The sequence below is a fragment of the Kitasatospora arboriphila genome (assembly GCF_039528095.1).
Lineage (GTDB): Bacteria > Actinomycetota > Actinomycetes > Streptomycetales > Streptomycetaceae > Kitasatospora > Kitasatospora arboriphila.
Window position 1 is genome coordinate 27,224 of record NZ_BAAALD010000019.1, and the last position, 15,527, is coordinate 42,750.

14 protein-coding genes and 1 pseudogene are annotated in these 15,527 nt (G+C 75.1%); 8 read left to right on the forward strand and 7 right to left on the reverse strand.

The features are described from left to right. Positions 1-128: 128 nt before the first annotated feature. Positions 129-2,072, forward strand: coding sequence for a hypothetical protein (locus tag ABD353_RS12775; RefSeq protein WP_344623659.1), 1,944 nt, complete (start codon positions 129-131; stop codon positions 2,070-2,072). An 87-nt stretch (positions 2,073-2,159) separates the two neighbouring features. On the opposite strand, the gene ABD353_RS12780 is transcribed toward ABD353_RS12775, so the two are convergent. Together ABD353_RS12780 and ABD353_RS12785 are read right to left on the reverse strand one after the other, a co-directional pair. Beyond that, positions 2,160-3,152: an isopenicillin N synthase family dioxygenase gene (locus ABD353_RS12780; RefSeq protein WP_344623660.1), complete on the reverse strand. Its 993-nt coding sequence runs from the start codon at positions 3,150-3,152 to the stop codon at positions 2,160-2,162. Further along, positions 3,149-3,574 (reverse strand): nucleoside deaminase, encoded by a 426-nt coding sequence (locus ABD353_RS12785; protein WP_344623728.1) that lies wholly within the window; start codon positions 3,572-3,574, stop codon positions 3,149-3,151. Before ABD353_RS12785 ends, ABD353_RS12780 begins: the two co-directional genes overlap by 4 nt. 192 nt (positions 3,575-3,766) lie before the next feature. On the opposite strand from ABD353_RS12785, the gene ABD353_RS12790 reads away from it, so the two are divergent. The 4 genes from ABD353_RS12790 to ABD353_RS12805 all read left to right on the forward strand — a co-directional run bounded on the left by ABD353_RS12790 (position 3,767) and on the right by ABD353_RS12805 (position 8,943). Then, positions 3,767-5,047, forward strand: a complete 1,281-nt coding sequence (locus tag ABD353_RS12790) for a PucR family transcriptional regulator (protein WP_344623661.1) — start codon at positions 3,767-3,769, stop codon at positions 5,045-5,047. A 223-nt stretch (positions 5,048-5,270) separates the two neighbouring features. Next, a complete protein-coding gene (locus ABD353_RS12795; RefSeq protein ID WP_344623662.1) occupies positions 5,271-6,125 on the forward strand; it encodes an EI24 domain-containing protein in 855 nt (284 codons plus the stop codon). A gap of 59 nt (positions 6,126-6,184) precedes the next feature. After that, positions 6,185-7,438 carry a cytochrome P450 gene (locus tag ABD353_RS12800; RefSeq protein WP_344623663.1) on the forward strand — a complete coding sequence of 418 codons (1,254 nt, stop codon included), beginning with the start codon at positions 6,185-6,187 and terminating at the stop codon, positions 7,436-7,438. Positions 7,439-7,650: 212 nt separating this feature from the next. After that, on the forward strand, positions 7,651-8,943 hold the full coding sequence (locus ABD353_RS12805; RefSeq protein ID WP_344623664.1) for an ATP-binding protein: 1,293 nt from the start codon (positions 7,651-7,653) through the stop codon (positions 8,941-8,943). Positions 8,944-9,009: 66 nt separating this feature from the next. Here the strand turns inward: ABD353_RS12805 and ABD353_RS12810 are convergent, their stop codons facing one another. Both ABD353_RS12810 and ABD353_RS12815 read right to left on the reverse strand, forming a co-directional pair. Beyond that, on the reverse strand, positions 9,010-9,270 hold the full coding sequence (locus ABD353_RS12810) for a hypothetical protein (RefSeq protein WP_030265899.1): 261 nt from the start codon (positions 9,268-9,270) through the stop codon (positions 9,010-9,012). A gap of 194 nt (positions 9,271-9,464) precedes the next feature. After that, positions 9,465-9,941: an Lrp/AsnC family transcriptional regulator gene (locus tag ABD353_RS12815; RefSeq protein ID WP_344623665.1), complete on the reverse strand. Its 477-nt coding sequence runs from the start codon at positions 9,939-9,941 to the stop codon at positions 9,465-9,467. A gap of 122 nt (positions 9,942-10,063) precedes the next feature. On the opposite strand from ABD353_RS12815, the gene ABD353_RS12820 reads away from it, so the two are divergent. The 3 genes and pseudogenes from ABD353_RS12820 (at position 10,064) to ABD353_RS12830 (ending at position 12,642) form a co-directional block, all read left to right on the forward strand. Beyond that, positions 10,064-10,687, forward strand: a complete 624-nt coding sequence (locus ABD353_RS12820) for a LysE family translocator (RefSeq protein ID WP_344623666.1) — start codon at positions 10,064-10,066, stop codon at positions 10,685-10,687. A gap of 109 nt (positions 10,688-10,796) precedes the next feature. Continuing rightward, positions 10,797-11,096, forward strand: a pseudogene (locus tag ABD353_RS40405) (NAD-binding protein); the annotation flags it as partial. A gap of 418 nt (positions 11,097-11,514) precedes the next feature. Then, positions 11,515-12,642 carry an NAD-binding protein gene (locus ABD353_RS12830; protein WP_344623668.1) on the forward strand — a complete coding sequence of 376 codons (1,128 nt, stop codon included), beginning with the start codon at positions 11,515-11,517 and terminating at the stop codon, positions 12,640-12,642. Positions 12,643-12,645: 3 nt separating this feature from the next. On the opposite strand, the gene ABD353_RS12835 is transcribed toward ABD353_RS12830, so the two are convergent. The 3 genes from ABD353_RS12835 to ABD353_RS12845 all read right to left on the reverse strand — a co-directional run bounded on the left by ABD353_RS12835 (position 12,646) and on the right by ABD353_RS12845 (position 15,491). Then, positions 12,646-13,473, reverse strand: coding sequence for a VWA domain-containing protein (locus tag ABD353_RS12835; protein ID WP_344623669.1), 828 nt, complete (start codon positions 13,471-13,473; stop codon positions 12,646-12,648). A gap of 98 nt (positions 13,474-13,571) precedes the next feature. Next, on the reverse strand, positions 13,572-14,348 hold the full coding sequence (locus tag ABD353_RS12840) for an enoyl-CoA hydratase (protein WP_095872351.1): 777 nt from the start codon (positions 14,346-14,348) through the stop codon (positions 13,572-13,574). 111 nt (positions 14,349-14,459) lie between these two features. Next, positions 14,460-15,491, reverse strand: coding sequence for an enoyl-CoA hydratase/isomerase family protein (locus ABD353_RS12845; protein WP_344623670.1), 1,032 nt, complete (start codon positions 15,489-15,491; stop codon positions 14,460-14,462). Positions 15,492-15,527 lie beyond the last annotated feature (36 nt).

Below are 15,527 nucleotides of genomic sequence, written 5' to 3' on the forward strand. Positions count from 1 at the left end.
GCCAGGTGCTCGCGCCCGTCGAACGGGCACCCGTATTCTGGCCCTCGCGCCGTACCCGCCGAGCCGCATCTCGGCGCCTCTCTCCGCAGAACCCCCCTCCCGTCACCCGCCACGAACCGGACTTCCACATGACAGTGCGCTACCTGAACGACGCCGACGCCTCGGTGCCGGCCCCGGCTGCCACTCCGGACGGCGAAGCCGGGCCGGACACCCGCGAGGAGCTCGGCCGGTATGCCGACCAGGGCGGCTTCACCCTGACCCCCGACGCCAACCCGTGGCTCGCCGCAGCCACCACCGTCACCGAGGGCGAGGACGCGCGCGCCGCCTCCACCGTCCTCGCCGAACTGCGCAGCCTCGAGATCCGCGCCGTCGGCGGCGCGGTCAGCGGCCTCGCCGCCAAGGCCGAACTCGACGTCCCGGACACCCTGCTCGGCCTGAGCACCCTGCTCGACGTCCTGCAGCGCGTCCAGTCCGCCACCACCACGCTCAGTGCCGAGGCCTTCTCCGCCGACCTCGACGCCCTCGCCGCCGCCACCGGCACCCGCCGCTGGCGCACCGAGCAGAACGTGAAGCTGTCGATCGGCCGGCGCTGGACGCTGCGCTCGCAGGCCAAGGCGCTCACCGGCGGCAAGAAGATCGGCCGCGCCGACCTGCACGCCGCCCTCGCCGCGGCCGCCGGCGCCCGCAGCGACTGGTCCGCCCTCGCCACCGGCGGCGCCAACCCGGCCGTCCCGGTCGACGGCGCCCTGCTCGCCGAGACCGCCCAGGCCATCGACTCGCTCGGCACCGCCGTCCGCGCCCTCGGCCGCCTGCTGCCCGGCCAGGAGCCGGAGTCCCTGCCGCTCGGCGAACTCGCCGACCTGGTCGACCGCCTGGCCGCCGACGAGGGCACCCTCTTCCGGCTGCCCGCCCTCGCCTCCCTCCGTACCGCACTCGCCGAGGAGGGCCTCGACGGCCTGCTCGCGGAGCTGACGGAGCGCCAGGCCGACCGCGAGGCCGCCCTCGCCGCGTACGACCGGCACACCGCCGGTGCCGCCGAGGACGGTACGGACGCGGAGGAAGCCGCCCGCCAGGCGCTCGCGGCCGGTCCGCGGGGCGAGCAGACCGCGGAGGCGGTCGAGGCCGCCGAGGTTGCTGAGGTCGCTGAGGCCGTCGAGGCCGTTGAGGCGGTCGAGGTCGAGGTCGAGGTCGAGGCCGAGGTTGAGGTCGAGGCCGAGCCGGTGGTGGCCGAGGTTACGGTCGAGGAGACCGTCGCCGACGTCGAGCCGGTGGCTGAGGTCGAGCCCGAGCCGGTGGTCGAGCCCGAGCCGGTCGCCGAGGTCGAGGTTCCGGTCGAGGTCGAGCCGGTCGCCGAGGTCGAGGCGCCTGTCGAGGAGCCGGTGGCTGAGGTCGAGCCCGAGCCCGTCGTGGAGGAGCCGGCCGTCGAGGCGGAGGCTGCCGCCGAGGTCGAGCCCGTTGTCGAGGCCGAGCCCGAGCCCGTCGTGGAGGAGCCGGCCGTCGAGGCGGAGGCTGCCGCCGAGGTCGAGCCCGTTGTCGAGGCTGAGCCCGAGCCGGTGGTCGAGGCCGAGCCGGTGGTCGAGGCCGAGCCGGTCGCCGAGGTCGAGGTTCCGGTCGAGGTCGAGCCGGTGGTCGAGGCTGAGCCCGAGCCCGAGCCCGTGGTCGAGGCCGAGCCGGTCGCCGAGGTCGAGGAGACCGTCGAGGCCGTCGCCGACGTCGAGCCGGCCGTCGAGGCGGAGGCCGTCGCCGAGGCCGAGGTTCCGGTCGAGGAGCCGGTTGCCGAGCCGGTGGCCGAGGTCGAGCCCGAGGTCGTCGTCGAGGAGCCGGTTGCCGAGCCGGTCGTCGAGGCGGCTGCCGGTGGCCGGCCGGAGAAGCCGGAGATCACCCCGGGCAAGGCGGTGACCGCCTACACCCCGGCCGAGCTGGTGGCACTGGTGGGCTGGCTGGACGGTGACGGCACCGAGCGTTCGGACGACGAGCTGCTCCGCGCCGCGATGAAGGAGCTGGGCTTCACCCGCCTCGGCCCCCGCATCAAGGAGGCGCTGGGCGCCGCCGTCTCCGAGGTCCGTGCCTGACCGGACCGACCGTGCCGGGTCCGTGCCCGCCGACTCCCCGACCGGGGGCGGCGGGCACGGCCGTGTCCGGGCCGGGTGCCGGTGCGGTCAGCCGACGGTGATGGCGTCCAGTTTGGCCCGCAGGTAGGCCGTGGAGTCGACCGGTGGGTGCGCCACCCGTCCGATCGGCGCGGGCAGCGGGCTGACGCGGGTGTGCGGGTCGCACTCGTAGAAGTAGACCAGGGACATGAGCTCCTCGTCGGGGGCCTCGGGGGAGGGCGGCAGGACGCGGTGGCGTCCGGACCGCCAGCGGTCGCCCGTCCAGCGGGCCATCAGGTCGCCGATGTTGACGGTGAGCGCGGCCGGGTCCCAGGGGGCGTCGGCCCAGCCCTGTTCCTCCGTCCAGATCTGGAGCCCGCCGCGGCCCTGCTGGCGGTCGAGCAGGGTGACCGTGCCGAAGTCGGTGTGCGGGCCGATCCGGTACTGGCCGGGCAGTGGTTCGCCGAGCGTGCCGGCCGAGGGGTACCAGTTGATGTTGCAGGTGTAGGTGGGGGCGCCGGTGTGCCGGGTGAAGAAGTCCCCGGGCTGTCCGAGGGCCGCCGCGAGCAGCCGCAGCGTCTCGTCGGCGACGGTCCGCATCCTCGCCATGTGCGTCTCCACCAGGGCCTGCAGGCGCGGTGCCTCGGCGGTCGGCCAGACGTTCGGCCGGAACCAGTAGTCGTCCACCTCCTTGTCGCCGGTGGGCCGGTCGGCGCCGACCGTCCAGGACTCCTTGAGGTCGGGCGGGGTCTCGGTGCCCTCGGCGTAGCCGTTCGCCTCGGCGCCGGGGCCGAGCCAGCCGCGGCCGCCGACCGCGACGGCGTAGCGTTGCTTCACCGCCTCCGGCAGGGCGAAGAACCCGCGGGCCGCCGCCCGGACCTCGGCCCGCTCCCGTTCGGTCGCACCGTGCCCGGTGAGCAGCAGGAATCCCGCGCGGCCGAGCGCCTCGTCGACGCTGCGGGCGATCGCGGCGCGCTCGTCCGCCGTGCCGTCCGTCCAGGCCCGGAGGTCGACGGTGGGGATCCGTGCCTCTGCCGTGCCGTCCGCTCCTTCCCGGCTCACTCGCCGATGTCCTCGAACCACAGCTCCGGGCGGGCGGCCACGAAGTCGGTCATCAGCCGGATGCACTCGGGGTCCTCCAGGACCGTGACCAGCACCCCGTGTTCGGCCAGCCAGTCGTGGCCGCCGCTGAACGTCCGGGCCTCGCCGACGACGACCCGGCCGATGCCGAACTGCCGGACCAGGCCGGAGCAGTACCAGCAGGGCGACAGGGTGGTGACCATCGTGGTGCGGCGGTAGCCGCGCATCCGGCCGGCCGCCCGGAACGCCGCCGTCTCCGCGTGCATCGACGGATCTCCGTCCTGGACGCGGCGGTTGCGACCGCGTCCGAGCAGTTCGCCGTGCTCGTCGAAGAGCGCGGCCCCGATCGGGATCCCGCCCTCCGCCAGCCCGGCGCGGGCCTCCTCGACCGCGACCGCGAGCATCTTCTGCACATCCACCGGCTCCACCTCCCGATCCGAAACACCGTGGCAACGAAGGGTGCGTACCCTCCCTGGCGCCCGGTCCGACGCGTTGCCGGGTCCGATTCCCCGCCCGGCGGCACGTGCCGCCCGCCCATCTGCCGCGAGTTGCACCCGTCCGTCCCACCCGTCACGTCCACCAGCCGGGAGGCCGCCGTGCCCGCACTCACCGTCCGCGAGGTCCTCGCCCTCGACGTCCTCGGGCCGGCCGCCCCGCTGCTGCTCGCCGGCCAGGGCGGGCTGGACCGGCCCGTTCGCCGGGTGCACACCGGTGGGGTCCCCGAGGGCTGCGCCGTGCTGTCCGGCGGCGAACTCCTGCTCACCGACGGCCACGGACTGGCCCGGGCCACCCCGCAGCGGCAGCGCGCCTGGGTCCGTGAGCTGGCCGGGCGCGGCGCGGCGGCGCTGTTCGCCGAGGTCGGCCGGGCGCTGCCGCGGATGCCGGCCGGCGTCACGGCCGAGGCGGAGCGGCTGGGGCTGCCGCTGGTGGCACTGCGCCGGGTGGTGCCGTTCGCCCGGGTCGCCGAGGCGGTGAACTGCGCGATAGGTCCCCGTCCGGCGACCGGTCCCCGGCCCGCGACCGGCCGGGCGGCCCCCGGCCCGCGGCCCTCCCCGGACGCCTCCGGGGCGCGGGCGCTGATCGGCGCACTGCTGGACGGGACGGACGCGGCCCGCGCCGGAGCCGCCGCCCGCGCCGCCCCGGCCGGATTCCGGCCACCGGAGGGTCACCGGGTGCTGGGCCTGGCGGCCCGCGGCCACCGGCAGGCGGTGCCGGCCCGTTCCACCGCACCGCCGCTCGACCGACTGCCCGACCGACTGCTGGGTCGGGTGCCGGGCACCGTCCTGGCGGCCGAGCTCCGTGGCGGTCTGTTCGCGCTGCTGGCGGTGCCGCCCGCCCCGGACCCGGTGCGTGCCGTCCGGGCCGTGCTGCAGGAGGCGTCCCTGCCGGGAGCGGTGGTCGCCCTCGGGCCGGCCGTCCCCGCCGCGGCCGGCTGGGTCCGCTTCGGGGAGAGTCTGCGGGAGGCCGTCGCCACCCTCGGACTCGCCGTCACCGTGCCGTCCGCCGAGCCGTGCGGCCCCGGCCCGCAGCAGCCGTACGTCACCACTGCCCGCGCCTTCGCCCTGGAGCGGGAACTGACCCGTTCCGGCGGCCCGGAGCGGTGGTCCCGGCTGGCCGGGGACGTGCTCGGCCCGCTGCTGGCGTGGGAGTCCCGGCACGCCGGCGACCTGGTGCGCACCCTGGAGGTGCACCTGCGCCACGGCTGCTCGCCGACCCGCACCGCCGCCCTGCTGCACATCGGCCGGCAGTCGCTCTACCAGCGGCTGGAGCGGATCGAGGGGCTGCTCGGGACGGCGGTCGCCGACCCCGAGGCGCAGGCCGAACTGCTGCTCGCCACTTGTGCACACCGGCTGCTGCAGGCTCGCCGGGCCCACTAGGACGTGTCTTCAAGGCGTGTGGATGCCACACAGGTGCCCCCACGCGCCCCTGAATCGACCACCCGAGCGCCCTTCGAAGGCGGTTCCCAGCGGTCGTCCGACGGACGGTCCGTCACCGCCCGGGCTCCGGGCGCCCGTGGCCGGGACGACCCGTTACCCCCTTGTGCCGCGACCGCGACCCCGTAGGCGATCATGGGGTGCGCCCGGCCCGTAGGCTGGGGCCATGCGAGATGTTGCGGCGGGGATCGGGTACCTCCTCAAGGGCCAGCGCTGGGTGGCCCGGCACGGGCGCTGGTGGGGCTTCGGGATGATCCCGGCGCTGATCACCCTGGTCGGTTACGCCGGTGCGATGACGGCGCTCGTGCTGTACGCGGGCGACCTCGCCGACTGGGCGACGCCGTTCGCCGACGGCTGGGGCTCGCCCTGGCAGGGCCTGCTGCGAGGTGCGCTCGCGGTGACCGCGGTCGCCGTCGGCGGGCTGCTGTCGGTGATCACCTTCACCGCGGTGACCCTGCTGGTCGGCCAGCCGTTCTACGAGTCGCTCTGCGAGAAGGTCGACGAGACGGAGGGCGGCGCTCCGGCCCGCCCCGACGTACCGCTCTGGCGCGAGCTGTGGATCTCGGCGCGGGACAGCCTGTACGTCCTCGTCCGGGTCGCCGCGATCGGCCTGGTGCTCTTCCTCTGCGGCTTCCTGCCGGTGGTCGGCCAGACCGCCGTCCCGGCGATCGGCTTCGTGGTGTCCGGGTACTTCCTGACCGCCGAGCTCACCGCGGTGGCGCTGCAGCGCCGCAGCGTCCCGCAGAAGGAGCGGCTGCGCCTGCTGCGGTCCCGCCTCGGTCTGGCGCTCGGCTTCGGCGTGCCGCTGGTACTGCTGTTCCTGGTGCCGTTCGTGACGGTGCTGGCGATGCCCGGCGCGGTGGCCGGCGCCACCCTGCTGGGCCGCGACCTGGCTCCGGTGGAGCCGTCGGACGAGGCGTCGGACGAGCCGGACGACGACGAGGAGGACGAGGACGACGCCCGCGGCAGCGGCTCCGCCCCGGCCCACCGATCGGATCACGCCATCGACCTGGGGAAGTGAAACCACAGCGAGTCACGGCGATTTGACTTTCCGCCACCGGGTGGAAGATAAAAGCCGTCATGAGCGCACCGGCAGGCACCCAGGCCACCGCGACCCCGCCCGCCCCCGCGGGCGTCGACCTCGCCGATCCCGGCTTCTGGCGGCTGCCGGAGGCCGACCGGTCCGCGGCCTTCGCCGAACTCCGGCGCCTGGACGGCCCGGTGCGCTTCACCCACCGGGCCACCGGCCGGAGCTTCCTCGCGCTCGTCCGGCACGCCGACGTGGTCGCCGCCAGCCGCACCCCGGAGGTGTTCATCAGCGGCCCGGGCGTGACCACGCCCGAGCCGGCCCGCTGGGTGCGGACGGTGTTCGGCGACTCGATGGTCAACCTGGACGACCCGCGCCACGCCGACCTGCGCCGGATCGTCTCCCGCGCCTTCACCCCGCGGCTGATCTCCCGGGTCGAGGAGGACATCCGCCGGGTCGCGGTGCGGATCGCCGACGAGGTGCTCGACCGCCGCCCGGAGGACTTCGTCACCGCCGTCGCCGCGGAGCTGCCCTACCAGGTGATCTGCAACATGATGGGCATCCCCGAGCGGCAGCGGCGGCAGATCCTCGCCCAGGTCAACCACGCCTCGGAGCACACCGGGGTGGCCCGCGGCCGGCTGCGGGTGCCCGGGCGGGGCCTGCGGGCGCTGGCCCGGATGCAGTTGGTGATCGCGGCGCTCGGCCGCGAGCGCCGCCGCCGGCCGACCGAGGACCTGATCTCCGCGCTGGTCACCGCCGACGTCGACGGCCGCCACCTCAACGCCCGCGAGCTGGGCGCCTTCTTCTCGCTGCTGCTGGTCGCCGGCGTGGAGACCACCCGCAACGCGCTCGCCCACGGCCTGCACCTGCTCACCAGCCACCCGGCCCAACGCGCCCTGCTGACGGAGGACTTCGACGCGCGGATCGGCGGCGCGGCGGAGGAGATCGTCCGGCACTCCAGCCCGATCATCCAGTTCCGCCGCACCGTCGCGGTCGACCACGTCCTCAACGGCACCCGGCTCGCCCAGGGCGAGAAGGTGGTGCTGTTCTTCGCCTCCGCCAACCGCGACGAGGCGGTCTTCACCGACCCGGACGCCTTCGACATCACCCGCTCGCCCAACCCGCACCTCGGTTTCGGCGGCGGCGGCCCGCACTTCTGCCTCGGCGCCTACCTGGCCCGGCAGGAGATGAAGGTGCTCTTCCGCGAGCTGTTCACCCGGATGCCCGAGCTGCGCTCGGTCGGCGAGCCGGTGCTGATCCCGTCCAGCTTCGACCACCGGGTCCGCTCGCTGCGCTTCACCTTCTGAGCCCTCGGAGCTTCCTGAGCCCTCGGAGCTTCCTGAGCCCTCCGGGCTTTCCCGAACCTCCCCGACCTGCCCTTTCGCGGCGCGGCCGGCCACCCGCAGTCCGTACGGTTCGCACCCGGTCGCTTGTCCGCTCCGGCAGGCGCCGCCGCCCACCGCCTCCCCCTACCGTCCTGGCATCCCACCAGGACGGACGAGAGGCGCGCACCGTGCAGGTGTCCACCACCGAGTGGCTGATCCACGACTACCGCGAGGACGACCTGGCGGCGGTCGTCCATCTCATCGACACCACCGCCGGCCTCGGCCAGGAGTCGGTGTTCTCGCTGGCCGAGTGCATCACCGCGCTCACCTCCCGGCAGCCTGCGGTGGTCGCGGTCAGCCGCGGCGCCCCGATCGGCGCGGCCCTCGCCCACGTCGCGGGGGACCGGGCCTGGGTGATGCGGATCGCCATCGCCCCGGGCTGGCGCGGCCGCGGACTCGCCAGCGCCCTGCTCCGCGAGCTCGAACGCCGGCTGGTGGACCGCCGGGTCCGGCGGATCGCCTACGTCCTGCCGGAGGAGGAGCAGCTCGGCGAGGGCCTGCACAACGCCGGGTACAGCCGTCGGCCGGCCGTCGCCTACTTCGAGAAGACCGAGCCGCAGCACGGGCCGTCGGCCGGTCTGCTGGAGGAGCTCGGCGGCCGGGTGCTGCCCGGCGACCTGTGGCAGAAGGTGGCCGGCATGGAGGCCGAGAAGGCGCTGATCGAACGCCGGGTGGTGCTGCCGCTCGCCGAGCCCGAGCGGGCCGCCCGGCACGGCGTCCGGCCGCCGCGGGCCGTCGCGCTGTTCGGCCCGCCCGGCACCGGCAAGACCACCTTCGCCCGGGCGGTCGCCTCCCGGCTCGGCTGGCCGTTCGTGGAACTGCTGCCGTCGCGGCTCGCCGACGAGGGCAACCTCGCCGCGGCACTGCGCACGGCCTTCGCCCGGATCGCCGAACTGGAGCGGGTGCTGGTCTTCATCGACGAGGTCGAGGAGATCGCCCCGGTGCGCGGCGAGGGCGCGGCCGGCGGCATGCACGGGGTCACCAACGAACTGCTCAAGCTGATCCCGGGGTTCCGCGAGGGGGAGGAGCGCCTGCTGGTGTGCGCGACCAACTCGATCCGCTCGCTCGACCCGGCCTTCCTGCGCCACGGCCGGTTCGACTACCTCGTCCCGATCGGCACCCCGGACGCGGCGGCCCGCCGTGCGATCTGGTCCCGGTACGCGGCGGGCCGGGCCGGGGTCGACCTCGACGCCCTGGTCGCCGCCAGCGGGCTGTTCACCCCCGCCGACATCGAACACGCCGCCCGGATCGCGGCCCAGGCGGCGTTCGAACGCGATCTCGGCGAGCCCGCCGAGGGGGAGCGGGCGGCCGCGGCAGGGGCCGCCACGGAGGACTACCTCGCCGCCATCGCCCAGTGCCGGCCGACCGTCACCCCGGCGATGACGGAGGAGTTCACGGCGGACATCGGCTCGCACGCCCGGATCTGAGCAGCTCGCCGTCCGGCGCACTCCACCCGGCCGCCGTCCTCGCGCGGCGGCGGCCGGGCCGCCCGCTCAGCTGCCGGGATGGGCGCCGACCGCGTCGCGGATCTGGTCGCCCAGCCCGCCGTTGGCCCGCGCGCAGTTGCCGCAGCAGAAGAACATGCCGGCCACCTCCACGCCGTGGCCGACGATCCGCACGCTGCAGTGCTCGCAGCGCGGCGCGAGCTTCTCCATCGCGCACTCGAAGCTGTCGAAGGTGTACGTGTCGCCGCTGACCGTCTTGATCTCGAAGGACAGCCAGTAGTCGTTCTTGCACACCACGCAGACCGCCATGGTCTCCACCTCGTTCCGTCGTCCGTGTTCCGGGCCTTTCCGAGTGTCCGGCCGGTCCGCGGGGGCGGCAATCGCTGGGCTGCCGAACGGCGGCCGGGGACCACCCGCACGGGTGGCCGCGTGGCGGGGACCGGGCGCGGCGGGTCCGGGTCCAAGGCCGGGGCCGGGGGCCGTGGGTCCCGGTGCGGCGGGGATCAGCCGCGGGAGCCCGCGGCGGGCCGGACCGGCAGGCCGGTGTCCTCCTTCACCCGCTTCATCGTCATCAGCGAGTTGACCTGTGCGATCCCCGGCAGGCCGGACAGCACGTCGGTGATGAACCGCTCGTACGCTGCGACGTCCGCCACCGCGATCTTCAGCAGGTAGTCCGGGTCGCCGAACAGCCGGTGCGCCTCGACCACCTCGGGCAGCTCGGCCACCCGCTGCTCGAACTCGGCGACCGTCGCCCGGTCCTCGTGCCGCATCACCACCGTCACGAAGGGCTGGAAGCCGCAGCCGACCGCCGCGCCGTCCAGCATCGCCCGGTACCCGCGGATCACCCCGGACCGCTCCAGCTGCCGCACCCGCCGCAGGCAGGGCGAGGGCGTCAGGCCGACCCGGTCGGCCAGCTCGGCGTTGGTCAGCCGGCCGTCCTGCTGGAGCTCGTGGAGGATTCTGCGGTCAGTGCGGTCCATGGCGCAACATTCTGCCAAACGACCCCGATGAACTGCGCAAACAGGTCATCGGCTGCTCAGCCGTTCCGGCTACCTTCGGTCACCGACACCCGACCGCCGGCCACGGAGAGCAGCGCACCGCCATGGACGCACACGCCCTGATCCTCTTCCTGGGGGTGGACCTCCTGCTGGTCTGCACCCCCGGACCCGACTGGCTGCTCATCGCCGCCCGCGGGCTCGGCCAGGGCCGCCGCGCCGCGCTGCTCGCCGTCGCCGGGGTCTGCGCCGGCTACACCGTCCACACCCTGCTCTCCGCCGCCGGACTCGCCGCCGCCCTGCGCGCCGTCCCCGCCGTCCTGCCCACCCTCCGCTGGGCCGGTGCCGCCTACCTCGCGGTGCTCGCCGTCACCATGCTGCTCTCGCTGCGCCGCGACGGCGGCAGCCCGCCCGAGGCCCGGCCCCAGCCCGCCCGCGCCGTGCTGCGGCAGAGCGTCCTCACCGCCCTGCTCAACCCCAAGGGCCTGCTGCTCTACCTCTCCCTCGTCCCGCAGTTCGTCGACCCCGCGGCCGCCCTCCCGGTCGGCGGCCAGGTCCTCGCCCTCGGCGCGCTCAACGTCCTGTCCTGCGCCGTGGTCTACGCCGCCGTCGCCCTGGCCGCCGGCCGCGCCCGCACCACCCTCGGCTCCACCCCGACCGCGGCCCGCCGGATGACCGCCGTCTCCTCCGTCCTGCTGCTCCTGGTCGCCGGCGTCACCGCCACCGCCTGACACCGCACCGGGAGACTGCGCAACACCGGCCGCGGCACACCGAACTGATCACACGTCAGACACCTTCCGGCCGCCCGCCGGAAGGATTCTGCGCATACGCTTCACCGGTATGACAGGGGACGGACACCGCGGGCACTACATCGTGTGCGGCGGGAACGCGCTGGCCCACCGGCTGGTGCTGGAGCTGACGGAGCACTACGAGGTGCCGGTGGTCGCCGTGCTGCCGGACCGGGACCGCGACCACGGGCCGCGGATCGGGCGGCTGCCCGGCGTCGCCGCCGTACTGGAGCACGGCACGGTGACCGAGGAGGCGCTGCGGGCCGCCGGGGTCGAAGGCGCGCTCGGCATCGCCCTGGTCGACGGCGACGACCAGCAGAACATCCACGCGGCGCTGACCGCCCAGGGCACCAACCCGGGCATCCGGATCGTGCTGCGGATGTTCAACCAGCGGCTCGGCGAACACATCGAACGGCTGCTGCCCAACTGCGCGGCCCTCTCCGGCTCCGCCACCGCCGCCCCGGCCTTCGCCAACGGCGTCCTCGGCCGCCCCAACTCGGTGCCGGTCGGCGGACGCTACCTCTACGTCGCGTACGACGAGGACATCGGCGCGGGCCGGCTCTGCCTGGTCGCCGACCGGATCGACCGGCAGGACCTGTCCCGGCTGCGGCTGCTGCCGGAGACCGCCGGCCGGGCCGCCGAGTTCATCGAACTGGCCCGAAGATACGGCGACAACGGCCCGCCCGGCACCGGCCGCCGGCCAGGGAGGGCTGGCCGCCCTGCAGGCCCTCGGCTCCGAACCGCCGCTGCGCATCCCGTGGACCTCCCGGTTGCGCTGGACGCTGCTCGACGCGCTGCGCTACGTCACCGGCGTCCGGATGCGGCTGGTGCTCAGCACCGCGTTCGCCGCCGTACTGCTCAGCACCGCCGTGCTCTACCTCGCCCACCGGGACGTCGGCTGGACGCTCTACCTCGCGCTGCTCGACCTCGCCGGCGCCGCCCAGCCGGACGACCCGGCGGCGGGCGCGCCGGGCGGGATCTGGGCCAGGGCCGCCCAGGTGGTCATCACCTTCTGCGGGATCACCTTCATGCCGGTGGCGACCGCCGTCGTGGTCGAGGCGCTGGCCAGCGGCCGCCGCGGCGTCCCCCGGGCCCCGAGCGCGGGGGTGCGCGGCCACGTCGTGGTGGTCGGCCTCGGCAGCGTCGGCATCCGGGTGGCCACCCTGGTGCAGGACACCGGCGTGCCGGTGGTCTGCGTCGAACGGGACCCGCAGGCCCGCGGCATCGCGGCCGTCCGGGCGCGGGGCATCCCGGTGCTGGTCGGCGACGCCCCGCTGGAGAGCCAGCTGCGCCGGGCCCGGATCCACAGGGCCCGGGCGCTGGCCGCCGTCACCAGCGACGACGCGGCCAACCTGGAGGCGGCGCTGGAGGCCCGCGCCGTCCGGCCGGACATGCGGATCGTGGTCCGGCTGTTCGACGACGACTTCGCGCACCACGTCTACGCGACGCTCGGCAACGTCGCCTCCCGCTCCGTCTCGTACCTGTCCGCGCCGGCCTTCGCCGCGGCGCTGATGGGCCGTGAGGTGCTGGGCACCCTCTCGGTGTACCGGCACGTGCTGCTGATCGCCGAGGTCGCCGTCGACGACGCCTCGGGCCTGGCCGGCCGGGACCTGCGCGGCATCGAGCAGCCCGGCGGCGTCCGGGTGCTCGCCGTCCGGCTCGCCCGGCGGCTCGCCGACCTGCAGTGGAACTTCGCGGACCGGGCCCACCGGCTGGCGGCCGGCGACCGGGTCGTGGTCGCCGCCACCCGCAGCGGCCTGGCCCGGCTCGCCGCGCCGGTGCCGCCCGCCGTACCGCCGCAACCGCGCAGTCCTGAACCGCGCAGTCCCGAACCGCGCAGTCCCGAACCGCGCAGTCCGGAACCGCCGGCCGCCGGGCCCGTGACGTCGGAGCCGTGAGGTTCAGCCGGTGACGCCGGCCGCCTTCGCCGCCTCCAGCCAGGCGGGGTAGGCGGCCAGCAGCCGTCCGTACAGGGTGTCGTCGGCGAGCGAGCGCGGGTTCCGGCCGGTGGCGCAGAAGCCGGCGTTCGGCGTGGCCCGGCCGGCCAGGCCGGTCAGTGAGCGGAGGAAGGCGAAGTGCTTGGCGTCGTGCTCGCCGAAGCCGAGGAACTGCCAGAAGACCGGCAGCTGCGAGGAGGAGCGGATCAGCGCCAGCACGTCCTTCTTGTCGAAGGCGGCACCGTCCGTCTGGAAGATCACGAAGGCCGGGTCGGTCGCCCCGCACTCCGCGTAGTGCTTCAGCACGGCCTTCATCGCCGGGGCGTACCGGGTGCCGCCGAACTTGGCGCCGACCGCCGCCCGCACCTGCTGCACCGCACCGTCGTGCCGCCCGATCACGACCTCCTGCGCCTCGTACGCCCGGTCGTTGAAGAGCACCACCGGGACGGTGCCGTCGTCGTCGAGGTTGGCGGAGAGCGCCAGCGACTGCTCGGCGAGGCGCTGCACCGAGCCGTCCCGGTAGAGGCCGCTCATCGAGGCGGAGTGGTCGAGCACCAGGTAGACGGCGGCGCGCCGGCCGTCCAGGCCCTGCTTGCGCAGCGAGACCCCGGCCGTCTTGTACAGCGACACCAGCGAGGGCGCGGTGGCCTGCAGCTTGTCGAGGCTGATCGCCGGGCCGGCGCCGTTGCGGGCCGGTGCGGCGGGCCGCGCCGCGGCCGCGGCGGGTGCGGGCGGCGGGGCGTCGGCCGGTGCGGCCCCACCGTTCCGGCGCCGGCGGAAGAAACTCCACATGGTCGAACCCCCCTGCTGTCGCGAGCTGCGATCGTCGCAGGCAGCGGCCCCGGTGCGCAATGGATCGCACACCGGGGCCGGGCGGGGCCGACGGGCCGTCAGCGGCCCTGGAACTCGGGCTTGCGCTTCTCGGCGAAGGCGGCCATGCCCTCCTTCTGGTCGGCCGTGGCGAAGGCCGCGTGGAACAGCCGGCGCTCGAAGCGGACGCCCTCGGCGAGGGTGGTCTCGAAGGCGCGGTTGACACTCTCCTTCATCATCACCGCGGCCGGCGCCGACATCGCGGCGACGGTCTCCGCGACGGCCATCGCCTCGGTCAGCAGGTCGGCGGCGGGGACGATCCGGGAGACCAGGCCGGCCCGCTCGGCCTCCTCGGCGCCCATCATCCGGCCGGTCAGGCAGAGCTCCATCGCCTTGGCCTTGCCGACGGCGCGGGTGAGCCGCTGCGAGCCGCCGATGCCGGGGATCACGCCGAGCTTGATCTCCGGCTGGCCGAACTTCGCGGTGTCGGCGGCGATCAGGATGTCGCAGAGCATGGCGAGCTCGCAGCCGCCGCCGAGGGCGAAGCCGGCGACCGCGGCGACCACCGGCTTGCGGAGCTGGCCGAGCCGGTCCCACGGGCCGAGCCAGTCGTCCAGGTAGACGTCGGGGAAGCGGTTGCCCTGCATCTCCTTGATGTCGGCACCGGCCGCGAAGGCCTTCTCCGAGCCGGTGACGACCAGACAGCCGATCTCCGGGTCACGGTCGAAGGCGGTGGCGGCGGCCACGACCTCGTTCATCAGCTGCGTGTTCAGCGCGTTGAGCGCCTTCGGCCGGTTGAGCGTGATGATGCCGACCCGGCCCTTGCGGTCCACCAGGATCGTCTCGTACTCGGTCATCGTCCTTGACTCCCTTCGCTGCGCCGCCGCTCGGCGCGCGTCCTGACGGTGGATACGATCTCCGACCGACCGGTCGGTGCGCCAGTCTCGCCAGGCGAGACGGTCGTCACCTCAGGCCGGACCCAGGCCGAGCGGGTCGCCGGTCGGTACGAAGAAGCGGGCCACGTCCTCGGCGGTGACGTCGGCGAGCGCGGCCGGCTTCCACTGCGGGTCGCGGTCCTTGTCGACCACCTGGGCGCGGATCCCCTCGACCAGGTCGTGCGAGTCCAGCGCGGCGCAGGAGATCACGTACTCCTGCTCCAGGGTCTCGCCGAGGCTGCGGTGGCCGCGGGCCCGGCGCAGCGCGGCGAGGGTGACCTTGAGGGCGGTCGGCGACTTGGCGCGGATCTCCGCGGCGGGCGCGGGCCCCGCGGGCTCGCCGGCGGCGTCGAGCCGGTCGAGGATCTCCTCGACGGTGTCGGGGGCGTAGCAGTGGTCGATCCACCCGCGGTGCCCGGCGAGGGCGGCGGCCGGCGGTTCGGCGGCGTGCGCGGCGAGCGCCTCGGCCGGGTCGGTGCCGGCGAGCGCGGCGGTGAACGACTCCAGCGCGGCGACGGGCACGAAGTGGTCGGCGAAGCCGCACAGCAGCGCGTCGCCGGGGCCCATCGAGCCGGAGGTGAGCGCCAGGTGGGTGCCGAGCCCGCCGGGGGCGAGGGCGAGCAGCCGGCTGCCGCCGACGTCCGGCATCAGGCCGATCCGGGTCTCCGGCATGGCGACGTTCGACCGCTCGGTGACGACCCGGACGGAGCCGTGCCCGGAGAGGCCGACGCCGCCGCCCATGGTGATGCCGTCCATCACGGCGACGTACGGCTTGGGGTAGCGGGAGATCAGGTGGTTCAGCCGGTACTCGTCGGCGAAGAACACCCGGGCGCCGGCCCCGCCGGCCAGCGCGTCGTCGTGCAGCTCCCGGATGTCGGCGCCCGCGCACAACCCTCGCTCCCCGGCCCCGGTGAGCACCACGGTGCGCACGGCGTCGTCGTCGGCCCAGGCCAGCAGGGTGTCGCGGACCTCCAGGAGCATCCCGTGGGTCAGCGCGTTCAGCGCCCTCGGCCGGTCCAGGACGATCCGCCCCGCCCCGCCGTCCCGTCGGACCTGCACACTCATGCCCCTGCTCCCGTCTCGAAGGCCGTGCCGGGGGAA